The 16,586-nt window shown below is 66.5% G+C and carries 16 protein-coding genes; 9 read left to right on the top strand and 7 right to left on the bottom strand.

Translation table 11 applies throughout. The features are described from left to right. Positions 1 to 39: 39 nt before the first annotated feature. The 6 genes from C1A30_RS31845 to C1A30_RS31820 all read left to right on the top strand — a co-directional run bounded on the left by C1A30_RS31845 (position 40) and on the right by C1A30_RS31820 (position 3,903). A complete protein-coding gene (locus C1A30_RS31845) occupies positions 40 to 888 on the top strand; it encodes an LLM class F420-dependent oxidoreductase (RefSeq protein ID WP_101952189.1) in 849 nt (282 codons plus the stop codon). Between the two features lie 311 nt (positions 889 to 1,199). After that, complete coding sequence (locus C1A30_RS31840) at positions 1,200 to 1,496, top strand: type VII secretion target (protein ID WP_101952188.1); 297 nt, start codon at positions 1,200 to 1,202, stop codon at positions 1,494 to 1,496. A gap of 21 nt (positions 1,497 to 1,517) precedes the next feature. Next, a complete protein-coding gene (locus tag C1A30_RS31835) occupies positions 1,518 to 1,754 on the top strand; it encodes a hypothetical protein (RefSeq protein ID WP_142392691.1) in 237 nt (78 codons plus the stop codon). A gap of 52 nt (positions 1,755 to 1,806) precedes the next feature. After that, a complete protein-coding gene (locus tag C1A30_RS31830; protein ID WP_101952186.1) occupies positions 1,807 to 2,889 on the top strand; it encodes a hypothetical protein in 1,083 nt (360 codons plus the stop codon). Positions 2,890 to 2,905: 16 nt separating this feature from the next. Continuing rightward, a complete protein-coding gene (locus C1A30_RS31825; protein WP_101952185.1) occupies positions 2,906 to 3,415 on the top strand; it encodes a hypothetical protein in 510 nt (169 codons plus the stop codon). A gap of 65 nt (positions 3,416 to 3,480) precedes the next feature. Then, complete coding sequence (locus C1A30_RS31820) at positions 3,481 to 3,903, top strand: hypothetical protein (RefSeq protein WP_101952184.1); 423 nt, start codon at positions 3,481 to 3,483, stop codon at positions 3,901 to 3,903. A 7-nt stretch (positions 3,904 to 3,910) separates the two neighbouring features. Here C1A30_RS31820 and C1A30_RS31815 read toward each other — a convergent pair whose 3' ends face one another. The 3 genes from C1A30_RS31815 to sucC all read right to left on the bottom strand — a co-directional run bounded on the left by C1A30_RS31815 (position 3,911) and on the right by sucC (position 7,618). Next, complete coding sequence (locus tag C1A30_RS31815) at positions 3,911 to 5,449, bottom strand: acetyl-CoA acetyltransferase (protein WP_101952183.1); 1,539 nt, start codon at positions 5,447 to 5,449, stop codon at positions 3,911 to 3,913. Positions 5,450 to 5,538: 89 nt separating this feature from the next. Beyond that, a complete protein-coding gene (gene sucD / locus C1A30_RS31810; protein ID WP_101952182.1) occupies positions 5,539 to 6,441 on the bottom strand; it encodes a succinate--CoA ligase subunit alpha in 903 nt (300 codons plus the stop codon). A gap of 10 nt (positions 6,442 to 6,451) precedes the next feature. Next, a complete protein-coding gene (gene sucC, locus C1A30_RS31805; protein WP_101952181.1) occupies positions 6,452 to 7,618 on the bottom strand; it encodes an ADP-forming succinate--CoA ligase subunit beta in 1,167 nt (388 codons plus the stop codon). Positions 7,619 to 7,867: 249 nt separating this feature from the next. Between sucC and C1A30_RS31800 the strand changes: the two genes are divergently transcribed. Beyond that, on the top strand, positions 7,868 to 8,935 hold the full coding sequence (locus tag C1A30_RS31800; RefSeq protein ID WP_101952180.1) for a M23 family metallopeptidase: 1,068 nt from the start codon (positions 7,868 to 7,870) through the stop codon (positions 8,933 to 8,935). Positions 8,936 to 8,937: 2 nt separating this feature from the next. Beyond that, the gene (locus C1A30_RS31795) at positions 8,938 to 9,525 is read left to right on the top strand and encodes a hypothetical protein (protein ID WP_101952179.1); all 588 of its coding nucleotides are present in this window, start codon (positions 8,938 to 8,940) and stop codon (positions 9,523 to 9,525) included. Here the strand turns inward: C1A30_RS31795 and C1A30_RS31790 are convergent. After that, positions 9,522 to 10,169, bottom strand: a complete 648-nt coding sequence (locus C1A30_RS31790; protein ID WP_235010288.1) for a LysE family transporter — start codon at positions 10,167 to 10,169, stop codon at positions 9,522 to 9,524. The genes C1A30_RS31795 and C1A30_RS31790 overlap by 4 nt on opposite strands. A 49-nt stretch (positions 10,170 to 10,218) precedes the next feature. Continuing rightward, positions 10,219 to 12,531: a DNA helicase PcrA gene (gene pcrA / locus C1A30_RS31785; protein ID WP_101952178.1), complete on the bottom strand. Its 2,313-nt coding sequence runs from the start codon at positions 12,529 to 12,531 to the stop codon at positions 10,219 to 10,221. Positions 12,532 to 12,767: 236 nt separating this feature from the next. On the opposite strand from pcrA, the gene C1A30_RS31775 reads away from it, so the two are divergent. Beyond that, positions 12,768 to 13,031 carry a chorismate mutase gene (locus tag C1A30_RS31775; protein ID WP_067809631.1) on the top strand — a complete coding sequence of 88 codons (264 nt, stop codon included), beginning with the start codon at positions 12,768 to 12,770 and terminating at the stop codon, positions 13,029 to 13,031. Positions 13,032 to 13,157: 126 nt separating this feature from the next. Here the strand turns inward: C1A30_RS31775 and C1A30_RS31770 are convergent, their stop codons facing one another. Then, positions 13,158 to 15,071, bottom strand: coding sequence for an acyltransferase family protein (locus tag C1A30_RS31770; RefSeq protein ID WP_101952177.1), 1,914 nt, complete (start codon positions 15,069 to 15,071; stop codon positions 13,158 to 13,160). Between the two features lie 52 nt (positions 15,072 to 15,123). Beyond that, complete coding sequence (locus tag C1A30_RS31765) at positions 15,124 to 16,581, bottom strand: NAD-dependent succinate-semialdehyde dehydrogenase (protein WP_101952176.1); 1,458 nt, start codon at positions 16,579 to 16,581, stop codon at positions 15,124 to 15,126. Positions 16,582 to 16,586 lie beyond the last annotated feature (5 nt).

Here is a 16,586-nt window from a genome sequence, read left to right as displayed (position 1 = left end):
GCCTTGCCCGACAGACTAGAACACGTTCTAATTCATGGCATGGACTACGGGCTCGTACTTTTCACCAGCGACCGCGGCATCACCCCCGCGGCGGCGGCCAAACTCGCCGATGACCACGGCTTCACCACCTTCTACGTGCCCGAGCACACCCACATTCCGATCAAGCGGCAGGCCGCGCACCCCACCACGGGAGACGAGTCACTGCCCGATGACCGCTACATGCGCACCCTGGACCCGTGGGTGTCGCTCGGCGCCGCGTGCGCCGTCACCTCGCGGGTGCGGTTGTCGACGGCCGTGGCGCTGCCGGTCGAGCACGACCCGATCACGTTGGCCAAGTCAATCGCCACGCTCGACCACCTGTCCGGCGGCCGGGTCAGCCTCGGAGTCGGATTCGGTTGGAACACAGACGAACTCGCTGACCACAATGTGCCGCCGGGGCGGCGGCGCACCATGCTGCGGGAGTACCTCGAAGCCATGCGCGCATTGTGGACCGAGGAGGAGGCCTCGTACGAAGGCGAATTCGTCAACTTCGGACCCAGTTGGGCGTGGCCGAAGCCGGTCCAGTCGCACATCCCCGTGCTCGTGGGCGCTGCGGGCACCGAGAAGAACTTCAAGTGGATCGCCCGCAGCGCCGACGGTTGGATCACCACTCCTCGCGACTTCGACATCGACGCGCCGGTCAAGCTGCTGCAGGACACCTGGGCCGCGGCAGGCCGCGACGGCGCACCACAGATCGTCGCCCTGGATTTCAAGCCGGATCCCGAGAAGCTGGCCCGCTGGGCCGATCTCGGCGTGACCGAGGTGCTGTTCGGGCTGCCCGACAAATCCGCCGACGACGTCGCCGCGTACGTCGAACGTTTGGCAGGAAAGCTGGCCGCGCTCGTTTAGCACCGAGTAGCGGCGCGGTCCGATTACGCGTAGTGCGCTACGCATGACGTGTGTCGTCCGCGCGACGACAGTTCACCGGTGAGCGTGCACAAACTACGGGGAGGACGTGTCATGCCATCCATCAGCCCACTCATTGCCAGGGTTTTCGACGATCCACACGCCGAACATCGTCGAAATGGAAACCAGCCGAAGCGAAGTCGGCACGAGTCTCGGGGGCGCGTGCAGCGGTCTAAGCGAGGCTAGCCGGCCGCACTGGTCTAGGCCGGTTTTGGTGCATATGGGCACCGTTGGACTCCATTACTGTTGCGGGTGTGACCGCACCAGTCGAGGTGGATCCCGCTGCACTGCAGGCGGTGGCGCGTGAGCTCGCCGCATTGAGCCACCAGTTGTCCGGCGAGGGCGTCAAGCATGAGACCCAACCCGCCGTGGCCGATCAACCGACGGGGCCCGCCGTCGTCGACCTGAGCGCCGCAGCCAACCACGTGGTCGGCGAGTGCGCCGCGAACCTGCTGCTGTTCGCGGAAAGTGTCGCTGCCGCGGCACGCTGGTACGAGGCCACCGATGCGGAAAGTTCGCACGAACTGGCGCGGCAGATGTTGCCGAAATAGCGGGTCAACATCATGGTCAACATGCCGACCCGGTCGCGGGTCGAGGCCTGGCGCGTCGACCACCTCGAGGTTGCCGCCGCTGCCTGGCAGCAGCAGACGATCCTCACCGAACACATCTACGGGCGCGCGCTGCAGGTTCGAGAACCTGGTCAAGATCCGCGGAAAGCTCGACCTCCTCAGGCAGGCGCAACAGATTGCAAGGACAGGAGCCGGCACCATCGCATCGGCCAAGACCGCGGCGGTGGCGGCGATCAATGAGGCAGTACGCCAATGGTTTTCGGTTAGCGAGCAGTTGCGTGTCACTGACCGGATGCCCGCCACTCTGGCACCGGCACTCGCCTTGGCGCGCAGGCTCATCGGCGCTCACCTTCAGGCAGACATCCAGGCCAAGGCCATCCAACTGGCGGCAGCCGACGACAAGGTCGCCGAACAACTCGACGGCGTCACGAAAACGCTGCGCGACTTCGATCTGGAAGGCGGCAAGGGGGCACCGGTTCCCGGCAAAGAGCCGACGATCACCGGTCCGGCGGGGCCGCTGAAACAAGACGACGACAAGGCTGACCTGAATGTCACCCTGCCCGGCAGCGACATCACCATCAGTGGCGATGGCCGCACGGGTTATCCGACACTCAATGGCGAGAAGAACCCGCTCGAAATCGAAGGAAACACACCCGGCAACGACACGATTCGGCCACTGCCTACAGGCACCATCGTCGGTCCGGACGGTAAGCAGTACGCGCTGTACAGCGAAGTCCCCTACAAACTTCCAAACGGGCAGGACAACCCGGAATACGCCACGGCGGACACCACGGTGGTGGATCTGGCCGATCCGTCGAAGAGCATCGGGGTGCTGCCCGGCATCGCCCAAGCCAGCGGAGCATACGATCCGGCGACCAATCGCATGGTCGTCGTGGGAAACACGGGCCCACACCGTGGCGACCGCACGAGAATGTTGTACGTGTCCGATCCCATCGACCCGGCCAACCCGAACGGTTGGATGACGTCGCTGAAGCCGGTTGGCGAGATCAAGGGTTTACCTGGCGATCGGGAGAGCCAACTCGTTGCCCTCGAGGGTGGTGGCTTCATGCTGGTGGGCTCGGACAACTTCAATCCCAACGTTCCCGGAGATCAGCCGATGGGCGCGATCACCGCGTCCACCCCGGAGGGGTTGCTGACCGCGCAGGCCACTCCGCTGTTCCCTCCCGGTGCATGGCCCGGTGGTGCCGCGCCCTACGGTCCGACCGTCGTGGATACGGTCTATGACCCGGTGACCGGAACGGAGACCGTGCAACTGAGGGTGAGCACCTGGGAAGACCCGCCCGGTTGGGACGGAACCGGAGTCAAGCCGTACCACCCGAAGACCTACACCACCTCGGTGACAGTCCAGCATTGATGCAAAAGGAGACGCAATGGGTGGTCTACGTCAGCTGACCCGAGCCCTCACCCTGTTGGCGGCGACCGCCCTTGCAGTCGTTGCCGGTCCGCCGCCTGCCGACGCTGCCCCTCCCGGATTTCCTGATCAGAATGCGTTTGTGGAGGCGTCGGGCAGCACCGACTTCTCCCGGCCGGACAAATGGGCGAACGGGTATGCGTTCTTCCGTACACCGGATGGGACCAGTTGCATGATCGGTAGTCTGAAGCAGTGCCACGGCCCGATACCGGGACTTCCTGCCAGTGATCCCGCGACGTGTCCGATGGTGATCCAGACCTACGACGCCCGATCAGAGCCCTTCCGAATCACCCAGTCGGACAAGACATGTGCGGCGCCGACGGATAACCTTCTTGACATCGGTCAGAAGTTGACGTTCGCGGCTTATGACACGACTTGCGTCGTCGGCGAGAACCGACTCACCGCGTGCATCGACTCCGGTAATGACCACGGGTTCGTATTGCAGCCCTCCGGCAGCTGGACCTTCTGATGCGGGCCGCGGTCTGCCTACTGCTAGTCGCCATCGCGCTCTGCGCATGTTCGCGATCTGCCTCGGTGAAAGCCCAACCGCCAGAAGGGTTTCCCGACCTGGGAACCTTCACCGCCGCCGACCCCGCCCAGTACACCTTGGGCGGCCGATCATTCGTCAGTCCGAAGCAGGTCAGCTGCGTGCTCGACCATGGGCCGCATAAATCGATCGTGTGTAGCGGCAGCCTGCCCGGCTTACCGCAGAACGTCCCCGGCGTCGGTTGCACGATCGCACACAAGCCCGACGCAGCGGCTGGCGACGCGCCCTACATGTTCGAACGCACCGGTCCTGACTGTGCTTCTTCCAGGTCTGTTCCCTTGGGGGTGGGTCAAAAGCTGTCCGGCGAGAACGGCACATGCGCAGTCGGTGAGAACGACTTGGTCGCATGCATCGACGCGGATATGAAACACGGCTTTGTCCTCACGCCTGCTGGCAGTTGGACGTTTTGACCGATGGTTACGCCAGCATCGCCCGGTTGCCGTTCTCGGTCGACCACACGCTAATCGGAGCGCCCAGCGGATCGCCGTCGGACATCAGAGCAACCAGATCGTCGTCCTCGGTGGTGGCCATGAAGCGGGAGTTGTCGGCGCTGAGGCGGCCGACGATGATCCCGGTGCGGATCGGCCAGTCGTAACGCACCGAATACGTTTCGATGGTCGCGGCGCCGTCTGCAGCGCGGGTCACCGGCACCTTCGGCAGCGCGGCGATCTCCTCGTTCAGTTCCGCGCAGCGGTTGGTCCGCCAGTCGACGGGTTCGGTGGAGTAGATGCCGACCGAGTACTTGCTCATGATGCCGCCGTTGGCGCCCACGAAGCCGAATTGACCAGGCGCGTTGCGCATTTCGATCACCGTCTCGGCGATGCCGTGCAGTGAGTAGCTGTTGCCGGGGCCGCCGAAATACGGCAGTCCGCCGGTGAGCGTCAGCCCACGCGGATCGTCGCCGTCGATGCCGAGGGCCTCGCAGGCCACGAAGACCGGAAACGGGAAGCAGCTGTACAGGTCGAAGGTGGCGACGTCGTCGGCACCGATCCCGGCCACCCGCAACGCTTCTCGGACTGCCATCACCGAGGCCGGGCTGGCTCCGAGATCGAGCCGGTCCAGCGTCGCCTGCTCGACCATGTCGGAATGACCGTGCAGATACACCCAGTTGCCTTCCGGCACACCGAGTCGACGGGCCGCCTCGACCGACATCATGATCGCCGCCGCACCCTGATTCACCTGGTCGCGGGCGACCAGCAGGCGCGGATACGGGTCGCAGATCATCCGGTTGTCGTCGCTGACGCCGACGATCTCGTCGACTGACCGCTCCACCGGCGACGACGAAAACGGATTCTTCGCAGCCACTTTCGACATCGGCGCGAACAGTTCGGCCATCTGCTGGCGGTAGTCCGCGACGCTGAGGCCCAGCCGTGCGCGGCGGGCGTTCTCCAGCAGCCCGTACTGCACCGGAGCGCCGGTCAGCCCGTGCGCAATGGTGTAGTCGTCGATGTAGCTGAACAGCTGATGACCGCGGTCTTCGAGCTGCCCCTCGACGTGTTCGGTGAAGTCGGGTTTGGCTTCGCCCCTTTTGGCGGCTTCGCGCCAGAACTTCACCGTCGACCCGGCTTCAGAACCCATGATCATCACGACGTCCGCGTCGCCGGCCGCGATCGTGTTGCCGGCCTCGGCGACCAGCTTCTGCGGCCCCTGGCCGCCGACCGGTTCGAGCACGACACGCGCGGGATCACCGCCGACCCGCTGCATGACCGACCGCGGGTAGTTGTTCGACTTGCCCAGTTTCGCGGGCATCGGTGAAGAGATCTCGAACTGCCGTAGCGCGTACACCGTGTCGATCGCCCCGGCGACCTTCGCCGCAGCGGCGCCGGTATCGGCCAGCGCAGCGCGGGCAGCTTCGGTCGCCAACTCCACCGCTGACATGCCCCGGTAGTCGGCGTCGTCGATGCGTTCGGTGAACTGCCCGACGCCGACGAGCACCGGGGTCCGCGGATCGACCATTACAGACCTCCTGACGGGTGTTAATTCGTCAGGCTAATCGACAACTAGAACGTGTTCCTAATCCTGCGGTCTAGTTCACATCGAGCGAATTACAGGCTCTGCAGGATCTCCCTGGCCAGGCGCGCGGTCTCCGACGGGGTCTTGCCGACCTTCACGCCGGCGGCCTCGAGGGCCTCCTTCTTGGCCTGCGCGGTGCCCGACGAACCGGACACGATGGCGCCCGCGTGGCCCATCGTCTTGCCCTCCGGCGCGGTGAATCCCGCGACGTAGCCGACGACCGGCTTGGAGACGTTGGCCTTGATGTAGTCGGCGGCCCGCTCCTCGGCGTCGCCGCCGATCTCGCCGATCATCACGATGACCTTGGTGTCGGGGTCCTTCTCGAACGCCTCGATCGCATCGATGTGGGTGGTGCCGATGACCGGGTCGCCGCCGATGCCGATCGACGTGGTGAAGCCGAAATCGCGCAACTCGAACATCATCTGGTAGGTCAGCGTGCCGGACTTGGACACCAGACCGATCGGGCCGGGGCCGCTGATGTTGGCAGGAGTGATGCCGACCAGCGACTGGCCTGGGGTGATGATGCCGGGGCAGTTCGGCCCGATGATGCGGGTCTTGTTGCCCTTCTCGACGTTATAGGCCCACGCATATGCGCTGTCCTGCACCGGAATTCCCTCGGTGATGACGACCAGCAGCGGAATCTCCGCATCGATGGCCTCGATGATCGCGTCCTTGGCGAATTTCGGCGGCACGAAGATGATCGAAACGTCGGCGCCGGTCTTCTCCATGGCCTCCTTGACGGTGCCGAACACCGGCAAATCGACGCTTTGTCCGTCCTTATCGACGTGCGACACCGTGGTTCCGGCCTTGCGCGCGTTGACGCCGCCGAGAATCTGGGTGCCTGCCTTGAGCATCCGCGCGGTGTGCGTGGTGGCCTCGCCGCCGGTGATGCCCTGGACGATGACCTTGCTGTCCTTCGTCAAAAAGATTGCCATTTCAGTCCTTTCAGGCGCTCGCGGCCTTGGCGGCCGCTACGTCGGCGGCTTCGTCCATCGTGCCCACCTCAGTCACCAGCGGGTGGTTGGCTTCAGCCAGGATGCGACGGCCCTCGTCGACGTTGTTGCCGTCGAGCCGGACCACCAGTGGTTTGTTGGCTTCGTCGCCCAGGATCTGCAGCGCCTTGACGATGCCGTTGGCGACCGCGTCGCAGGCCGTGATGCCGCCGAACACGTTCACGAACACACTCTTGACCTGAGGGTCGTGCAGGATGACGTCCAGACCGGCCGCCATCACCTCTGCCGAGGCGCCGCCGCCGATGTCGAGGAAGTTGGCCGGCTTCACGCCGCCGTGCTTCTCGCCCGCGTATGCGACGACGTCGAGCGTGGACATCACCAGTCCCGCGCCGTTGCCGATGATGCCGACCTCACCGTCGAGCTTGACGTAGTTGAGGTCGTGCTCCTTGGCCTTGAGCTCCAGCGGATCGGTGGCGTCGCGATCCTCGAACTCGGCGTGGCCGGGCTGACGGAAGTCGGCGTTGGCGTCCAGCGTGACCTTGCCGTCCAGCGCGAGGATCTGGTTGTCGGGCGTGCGCACCAACGGGTTCACCTCGACCAGCGTGGCGTCCTCGGCGACGAACACCTCCCACAGCTTCTGGATCGTCACCGCGGCCGCGTCGAGCACCTCGGCGGGCAGGTGGCCCTGCTCGGCGATCGAGCGCGCGAACGCCAGGTCGACGCCCTTGACGGCGTTGACGGGCACCTTGGCCAGCCGTTCGGGCTTGGTCGCCGCGACCTCTTCGATCTCCATGCCGCCCTCGACCGAGCACATCGCCAGGTACGTGCGGTTGGCACGGTCCAGCAGGAACGAGATGTAGTACTCCTCGGCGATGTCGCTGGCCTCGGCGACCAAGAGCTTCTTCACGACGTGGCCCTTGATGTCCAGGCCGAGGATGTTCTGCGCGTGGGTGAACGCGTCGTCGGGGGTGGCCGCGTACTTCACGCCGCCCGCCTTGCCGCGGCCGCCGGTCTTCACCTGCGCCTTGACCATGACGGGTCGACCGATTTCGGTGGCGATGGCCTTGGCGCCCTCAGCGGTGTCGGTCACCCGACCCGGCGTGCTGGGCACGTTGTGCTTGGCGAACAGCTCTTTCGCTTGGTATTCGAAGAGATCCATGGACTCACTGTCTTTGTGCGTTGACGTCGAAGGTTTGCGCCCGACGGGCCAGGGGGAACTTTATCCACACGGAATAACGCCTTCCCCATCGCCCACCGGTCATGTGGTAGATCTCACCGCCCGCCGTCACGTGATACAAGTCACAATCCCCGGCGGAATACCGTCTCGGGTTGCCACGAACATTGGGATTTGGTTAACGTGCCTCTGGTCTAGATCACGTTTCGGTCACGACTAGAAGGACATTCCAGGTTGGCACGGCACCGTTCGTCTGAGTCTCCGGTGGAGGTCACGACGAACGCTCGGCACTCATGGGCCGAACCTGAAGCTTCTGAAATCACCGACATCATCCCGTTCAACGAGTTCGGTGACCTCGCTGACCTCGACTTTCGCGAGAACACCGCGTTCGACCGCGAGTCCCAGGTGATCCGCGCCCCCGAGTTGGACGACCTCCACGACACCGACGATCTGATCCCGTTGCGGTTGGCGGTGCCGTCGGAGTTCCGGCCGGATGCGCGTGACGAACGGCGCGTCTCACACGCCTACCGCGACAGCCACACCGACACCAGCAACGGCGTCGCGGCCACCGACATCATCGACATCTCGGGCCGTCGTGGTCTGCACCGCAAGGACGACGTGCCCGTCAAGGGCCGGCTGATGGTTGCGGCGATGGCCGTCGGCGCGACCGCCGCGGGCGCGTACACGATGGCCAACACCTCCGACCAGAAGAAGCCGTCGGAGGCGGTGCTCGCCGCCGACACGTCGTCGATGGCCGGCGGCGTCGTCACCGGCTCGACAGACGGCATGCAGATCGTGTCGGTCACGCCTGCGGCCAACTCGTCGGTGCACGCCGAGGAGATCACCAAGGCCGCCGCGTTCGCGCAGGAGCGCGCCGAGCGCGAGGCGCGGCTGAACCGGCCGCTGTTCGTGATGTTCACCAAGGGTGTGTTCACGTCCGGCTTCGGCTATCGCTGGGGCGTGCTGCACGGCGGCATCGACGTCGCGAACGCCATCGGCACGCCGATCTACGCGGTCGCCGACGGCACGGTGATCGACGTCGGACCCACCGCGGGTTACGGCGCGTGGGTCAAGATCCGCCACAACGACGGCACGGTCACGCTGTACGGCCACGTCAACACGTGGCTGGTCAGCAAGGGCCAGCGCGTGATGGCGGGCGATCAGATCGCCACCATCGGCAACCGCGGCAATTCCACAGGGCCGCACTGCCACTTCGAGGTTCTGCTCAACGGCACCAACCGGATCGACCCGTTGCCGTGGCTGGCGCAGCGGGGTCTTAGCCCCGGCAACTACGTTGGCTAAGTGTGAGCGACGGCCCGTCCGAACCGACCCCTGAACAACCCCGCATTCGACGCAACGGCGCCACGCCGTCGTCACCGATGCCCGCCCAGTCCGAGCCGCAGACGTCGATCATCCGGCGGCATCCGACCGGCGAGTTCCCGGCCCTGGTCGAGCCGCAGACGTCCTACATTCCGCGGGCCAAGCCGGTGGCCGTCGGCCCGACGCGGTCGGCGCAAGCCACCCCCACGGCGGCCATCTGCACCACCATCGCCGCGATCCTGTCCGGCTGGGCCACCGCGGTCATCGCCACAGATCTGATCACGGGCTGGTGGCGCACGGATCGGCTGTTCTGTGTCGCCATCGGCTTCCTCACCGCGGTGTCGGCGGGCGCGCTCATCAGCGGGCTGATCGCGCTGCTGCTGAGGCGGCGCATGGGCCGGCTGCTGATCGTCGTCGGCGCGACCGTGGGGCTGCTGATTTTCGCCGGCCTGTTCGTCGCGGGCGCCAACCTGGCGGCGCCGGTGTACGCGATTCCAGTGCTGCCGCTCGCCAGCATTCTGCTCGCGCTGCTGCCCGCCACGGGCCGCTGGGCGCGCAGCGCCAACCCCTAGGCCGTCGCGGCCCGGCGCACCAGCGCCAGCACCACCGCCGCGGTGGCGAACAGCCCGGAGAAGAACCGGTTCATCAGCCGTTGCCGACGCGCGCCAAGCGCCCGCAGCAGGCGCGTCGCGAGGCCGGCGTACCCGCTCATCACGACGACGTCTGTGGTGATCAACGTCAACCCGATCACCAGATACTGCCGTGCCAGCGGCACCGTCGGGACGACGAACTGCGGCAGCACGGCGAGGTAGAACACCAGCGCCTTCGGGTTGGTCGCATTGACCAGAAATCCCCTCGCCAGCAACGGAATTCCCGCACGCGTCGACCCGCCGCCGACCTTCTCAGCCAACGCAGACGCCGACGCGCGCCATTGGCGCACCGCGAGGAAGAGCAGATACAGCACGCCCGCGAACTTGATGACCGTGAACGCCAGCATCGACTTGGCGACGATGGCGCCCACACCGAGCGCCACCAGGGACAGCTGAAGCACCAAGCCCAGTTCCTGGCCGACGATGCTCCAATACGACCGCAACAGGCCGTGGCTCAGGCCTGACGACATCGACTGGATCGCGCCCGCGCCGGGGGACAACGCGATCGCGATCGACGCGCCGAGGAAGCCGAGCCACAGATGCCAGTCGCTGGAGACGGTGTGCACATCAAGGCCAACGCGAAGCGGGCGCCGAATTGTTGCGCCCGAGCCCGATCTACAGCTTGCTCACAGGAGCATGGTTGTGCATCAGCTTGACCCGGCCCGCGCTGCCGAAGTCGATCAGCGACATCGCCGACTCCCCCACCCCGGACACCTCCTCGACGCGGCCGAGGCCGTACTTGTCGTGGGTGACCCGGTCGCCCGGCTCGAGCACCAGCAGCGGGCGCTTGCCTGCCGCCGAACGCGTCGGCGCCGGGCGTGGTGTCCCGAACCGTCCCGCGCCGCTAACGGGTGCCGACAACGACGGCGGCGGTTCGACGCGCCGCCAGTCGATCAGCTCCTGCGGGATCTCCTTCAGGAACCGCGATTCGGGGTTGAGCATCGGCTGCCCCCACGACGAGCGGACCCTGGCCCTGCTGACGTACAGCCGCTGCCGCGCCCTGGTGATCCCGACGTAGGCCAGCCGCCGCTCCTCGGACAGTTCGGTCGGATCGCCGAGCGCCCGCATGTGCGGGAACATGCCGTCCTCCCAGCCGGTCACGAACACCACAGGGAACTCCAGTCCCTTGGCGGTGTGCAGGGTCATCATGGTCACCACACCCGCGCCATGCTCGGGCAGTTCGTCGGCGTCGGCGACCAGCGACACCCGCTCCAGGAACTGGGCTAGCACGCCGGTGTCAGGGATGTCCTCGTCTTCCGGATTGACCTCGCCCATGGCTTGCGCGTTGGCCATGTCGGTGCTGAATTCGTGTGCGACGCTGACCAATTCGTTCAGGTTGTCCAGCCTGGCCAAATCCTGCGGATCACTGGAGTTCTCGAGTTCGGTTCGGTAGCCGGTGCGGTCGAGCACCGCCTCGACCAGTTCGCCGAGTTCACCGTCGAGACGCCCGCGCAGGTCGTCAAGCAGTTCAACAAAACTGGCGATGCACTTCTCCGCGCGGGTGTTCAACATCGGCACCTTGCCCGCCGCCGCGGCCTGCAGCGCTTCGTTGAAGCTGACCCCGGTGTTCTCGGCGTACACCGCGACGCAGGCCTCCGCCCGGTCGCCGATGCCGCGGCGCGGCGTGTTCAGGATGCGTCGCATGCTGACCGAGTCACCGGGGTTGTCGAGCACCCGCAGGTACGCGACGATGTCGCGGATCTCGCGGCGTTCGTAAAAGCGAACGCCGCCAACGACTTTGTACGGGATGCCCGCGCGGATGAACACCTCTTCCAACGCTCGCGACGAGTTGTTGGTGCGGTAGAACACCGCGACGTCGTTATAGGTGATCTCACCCTTGTCGGCGAGCGCGTCGATCTCCTCGGCGACGAAGCGGGCCTCGTCGTGCTCGTTGTCGGCGACGTAGCCGACGATCAGCTCGCCCTCGCCCGCATCGGTCCACAACCGCTTCTCGCGACGGCCTGCGTTGCGGGAGATCACCGCGTTCGCGGCGCTCAGGATGTTCTGCGTCGAGCGGTAATTCTGTTCCAGCAGAATGGTTGTGGCATTGGGGTAGTCGCGTTCGAAGTCCTCGATGTTGCGGATGGTGGCGCCGCGGAACGCATAGATCGACTGGTCGGCATCGCCGACCACACACAGCTCGGCGGGCGGGACACCGTCCTCGGTTTCGCGACCCACGAGTTCGCGCACCAGCACGTACTGCGCATGGTTGGTGTCCTGATATTCGTCGACGAGGATATGCCGGAACCGCCTGCGGTAATACTGCGCAATCTGCGGAAAGGCTTGCAGCACAGCGACTGTCTCGCCGATCAGGTCGTCGAAGTCCAACGCGTTGGCGGCCCGCAGCCTGCGTTGGTATTCGGCGAACACCTCGGCGATGATCCGGGGCAGGTCCTCCATCGCGTTCGACGCGTCGTAGGCCGCCTGCTCCGGCCCGATCAACTCGTTCTTCAGGTTGGAGATCCCGTTGGCCAGCAGCCGCGGCGAGTACCGCTTGGTGTCCAGGCCCATGTCCTTGCCGATCATCAGCAGCAGCCGCCGCGAGTCGTCGGCGTCGTAGATCGAGAAGTTGGAGTTCAGTCCCTTGATCAAGGACGCCTGGTTGCGCAGGATCCGCACACAGGTGGAGTGGAAGGTCGACACCCACATGGACCGGGCGCGAGGCCCGACCAGTTGCACCACGCGTTCGCGCATCTCGGCGGCGGCCTTGTTCGTGAACGTGATGGCCAGCACCTGACCCACGCCGACGTCGCGGGCGGCCAGCAGGTAGGCGATGCGGCGCGTCAGCACCGCGGTCTTGCCGGAGCCGGCGCCCGCCACGATCAGCAGGGGGGTGCCTTCGTGCAGCACGGCCTCGCGCTGTTGCGGGTTCAGGCCGTCCAGCAGGGCTTCGGAGTCGGAATTCAGGTCGGTCACGTGCAAACTCATGTCTGCCCCAACTTACCGCTGTGAGGGGACACCCTTTGCGCTCCCACGGCCTCAAATGGCACACTTCTAGACGTGCTCATGCAGCAAGGACGATTTTTTTACGGGTACCGGCCAGCGGTGCCCGTGGTCTAGCTGCTTACAAAGAGCCCCGCGGTCCGCTTCCGGATCCGGGGCTCGTCTCTTGTGTGAGGCCCGAAACCGGATGAGACCGACCACCCACACAATGAGGAGCCGAAATGACTATCGAAATGGAACCCGTGGCTGAGATTGACGACCTGCGCCGCGAGATCGACGAGCTCGACGCGGCGATACTGGCCGCGGTCAAGCGGCGCACCGAGGTGTCCAAGCTGATCGGTAAGGCGCGGATGGCCTCCGGCGGCACCCGTCTGGTGCACAGCCGCGAGATGAAGGTCATCGAGCGCTACAGCGAGCTGGGCCCCGACGGCAAGGACCTGGCGATGCTGCTGCTGCGCCTGGGCCGCGGCCGACTCGGCCACTGAGCGCAATAACCGCGGACCGCTCGTTGCGGGGGGATGCTCCTGCGCATGCTCTGCCCGAGTTCGACACTATGGCTGTGCTTTGCCCCTGGAGCCTGTCTCACCACAGCCCTGGTGTCGAAATGGGACCTAGCGCTTCAGCGCGTCGGTCAGCCACGGCGTCAGCCACTTGACCGCCTCCGGCGTCGGGTGCACACCGTCCATGCGCATCTTGATGCCGTCGACTTTGTTGGTGTAGTAGCCGTTCGGGCCCAGCTTCTTGTTCAGATCGAGCACGGTGATGTTCGGCCGGTTGCCAATCACGCTGCGCAACAACTTGTTCCACCGGTCGGCGCGGGCAGGCTGGTCTTCGGGATACAGGCTGCCATCGGGCCGCTCGCCGCGACGGTTGTACGGCTCGGTGGTCACCACCAGCCGGGCGCCGGTCGACGTCAGGATGTCGAGTGCGCGTTGCAACTCGCCGCGTAGGTAGGCGTCGTATCCGTCCTCGCCGATATGCGTCCAGTTGCCCTCGTTGACCCGGTCGACCACCTCCCAGCGGCCGATGATCAGCAGCACGACGTCGGGCCGGTCATGGTTGATCCGCTGCGCCCACCGCTGCGGCCAGGCGTCGCATTCGGGTTTCTGGTTCAGCGTCTCGCCGGCATACCGGTAGGGCCCGCCGCGGGCCACCCCGCAGCCGATCGTCGTGTAGTTGGCGAAGCTCAGCCCCGGCGTCGGCGGCAGGTACCGCATCAGCGTCCACGCCACCGAATCCCCGAACACCGCGACCCGCTCGGTCCCCGGCGCAACCCGCCCCGACGGCGACCTCACCTCGACCGGCCGCTCCGGTGACACCAGCGCCGCCGAGTCGATACTGCTCAGACCGGGCTCGGCGGGTTTGACGTTCACCGGCAGCACCGTCATGGTCACCACCGCCGCGGTCGCTGCCGTCGCACCCGCCAACGGCAGCATCGGCACGAACACCGGTCGCCAGCGCCGGATCGGCTGCTCGAGCAGCCACCACGACGCCGTCGCCACCGCGACCGTCGCCGCGCACCGCACCCCGAACAGCGGCCACCCCGACCAACCCGTGCGCTCCCCGTTCACGGCCAGAAAGATCGGCCAGTGCCACAGGTAGACGCCGTAGGAGATGGCGCCGAGCCACACCAGCGGCCGCCACGCCAGTGCCTTCGCCACGGGTGAGCCCTGGTCCAACGCCACCGGCGCCACCACCAGCACCGCGGCGACCGCCACCGCGATCAGCAGCCCGTGGGAGAAGTCGCGGGCGCTGCCGGTCGCGTAGTGCGCCAGCGCGCCAAGCCCGGCCAGTCCCACGATCGACACCGCGGTCGCGGCCCACCGCCGGTACCGGGTGCGGATCAAGGTGCCGCCCGCGGTCAGCACCCGCCAGTCGCGCACCAGCAGCGCGGCCGCGGCGGCGCCCACCATCAGCGCCTCGATGCGGGTGTCGGTGCCGAAGTAGACGCGATTGACGTCGGACGCCATCAGGATCGCCGCGGCGGCCGAACCCGCGGCGCCGAGCACGGCGAGCCCACACACCGCCCACCGGGCCCGCGCACCGAACACCGCGGCGACGGCGAGCACCAACAACGGCCACAGCAGGTAGAACTGCTCCTCGACGCCGAGCGACCAGGTGTGCTGCAGCGGCGACGGCGGGCTGCCCTGCGAGAAGTAGTCGGTCTTCTGCGCGACGAACGCCCAGTTGGCCGCCCAGAACAAGGCGGCGACGGCGTCGTCGCGCAGCGTCGTGGTGGCTTCGGAGGGGAAGAACCTGCGCGCGGCGACGACGGCCATCACCATCACGATCAGCGCGGGCAACAGCCGGCGGGCCCGCCGGATCCAGAAGTCGCGCAGCCGGATTCGGCCGGTACGGGCCCGCTCGTCGAGCAGCAGCGAGGTGATCAGGAAGCCACTGAGCACGAAGAAGACGTCGACACCCAGGAAGCCGCCGGAAACGCCGGGGATGCCGCCGTGTTCGGCGAGCACGAGTGCGACGGCGACGGCGCGGATGCCGTCCAACGCGGGAATCGCCTGGCGCACTGCGCGAAGTCTAGGGCGGCAACCCCGACCAGCCGAGAAGGCGCGCTGGCGACTACTTCGTCAGCGCGATGTACTTGACGTCGAGGTATTCGTCGATGCCCTCGAAGCCGCCCTCGCGGCCGAAGCCGGATTCCTTCACCCCGCCGAACGGTGCGGCCGGATCGGAGATCACGCCGCGGTTGACGCCGACCATGCCCGATTCGATGCCCTCGGCCACGCGTAGCGCGCGGTCCAGCGACTGGGTGTAGATGTAGGCCGCCAAGCCGTACTCGGTGTCGTTGGCCGCCTTGATGCCCTCTTCCTCGGTGTCGAAGCCGGTGATCGGCGCGACCGGCCCGAACACCTCCTCCTTGAGGATGCGGGCGTCTGCGGGCACATCGGCCAGCACCGTGGCGGGGTAGAAGTTGCCAGGCCCGCCAGGAGCCACGCCCCCGACGGCGACCGTCGCACCGCGCGACACCGCATCGGACACCAGGTCCTCGACGGTGGCGACCTGCTTGGCGTTGATCAGCGGACCCAGCGTCGAGGAGTCGTCGATGCCCTTGCCAAGGGTGAACTCGCTCATCCGCTTGACCAGTTTCTCGGTGAATTCGTCGCGCACCGCGTTGGCCACGTGGAAGCGGTTGGCCGCCGTGCAGGCCTCGCCGCCGTTGCGCATCTTCGCCAGGATGGCCCCTTCGACGGCAGCGTCGACATCGGCGTCGTCGAACACGATGAACGGCGCGTTGCCGCCCAACTCCATCGACGTGCGCAGCAGCTTGTCCGCCGACTGCTTGACCAACGCCTTACCCACCCCGGTGGACCCGGTGAACGTCAGCTTGCGCAGTCGACCGTCGTTGATCAACGCCTCGGTCACCGGCCCCGGGCTGCTGGTCGGCAACACCGACAACACGCCCTTGGGCAAGCCGGCCTCGTCCATCAACTTGGCCAGCAACAGCATGGTCAACGGCGTCTCCTGCGCCGGCTTGACGATCATCGTGCAGCCCGCCGCGAACGCCGGGCCGATCTTGCGGGTGCCCATCGCCAACGGGAAGTTCCACGGCGTGATCGCATAACACGGGCCCACCGGCTGCTTGGTCACCAGGACGCGGCCGGTGCCCGCCGGGCTCGGGGTGTAGCGGCCGTGCACGCGGACCGCCTCCTCGGCGAACCAACGGAAGAACTCCGCGCCGTATTTGACCTCTCCCATGCTCTCGGGCAGCACCTTGCCCATCTCGAGGGTCATCAGCGTCGCGATGTCCTCGGCACGCTCGGTGATCTTCTCGAACACCGCGCGCAGGATCTCGCCACGCTCACGCGGCGCGGTGGCCGCCCACTCCGCCTGTACTGCGCACGCAGCGTCCAGCGCGGCGATCGCGTCCTCCGGGGTTGCGTCGGCGACAGCAGTCAGCACCCGATCGTCGGACGGGTCGAGCACGTCGAATGTCGACTTGCTCATCCGTTCCTCACCGCCGATCCACAGACCGGTGGGTACTGACTTAAGCAAGGCTTGGATCTGGGGGGCGTCCATAACTC

Source organism: Mycobacterium sp. 3519A (assembly GCF_900240945.1).
Taxonomy (GTDB): Bacteria; Actinomycetota; Actinomycetes; order Mycobacteriales; family Mycobacteriaceae; genus Mycobacterium.
Note: the sequence above shows the minus strand (reverse complement) of the source record. Positions and strands in the feature narration are given on the sequence as shown.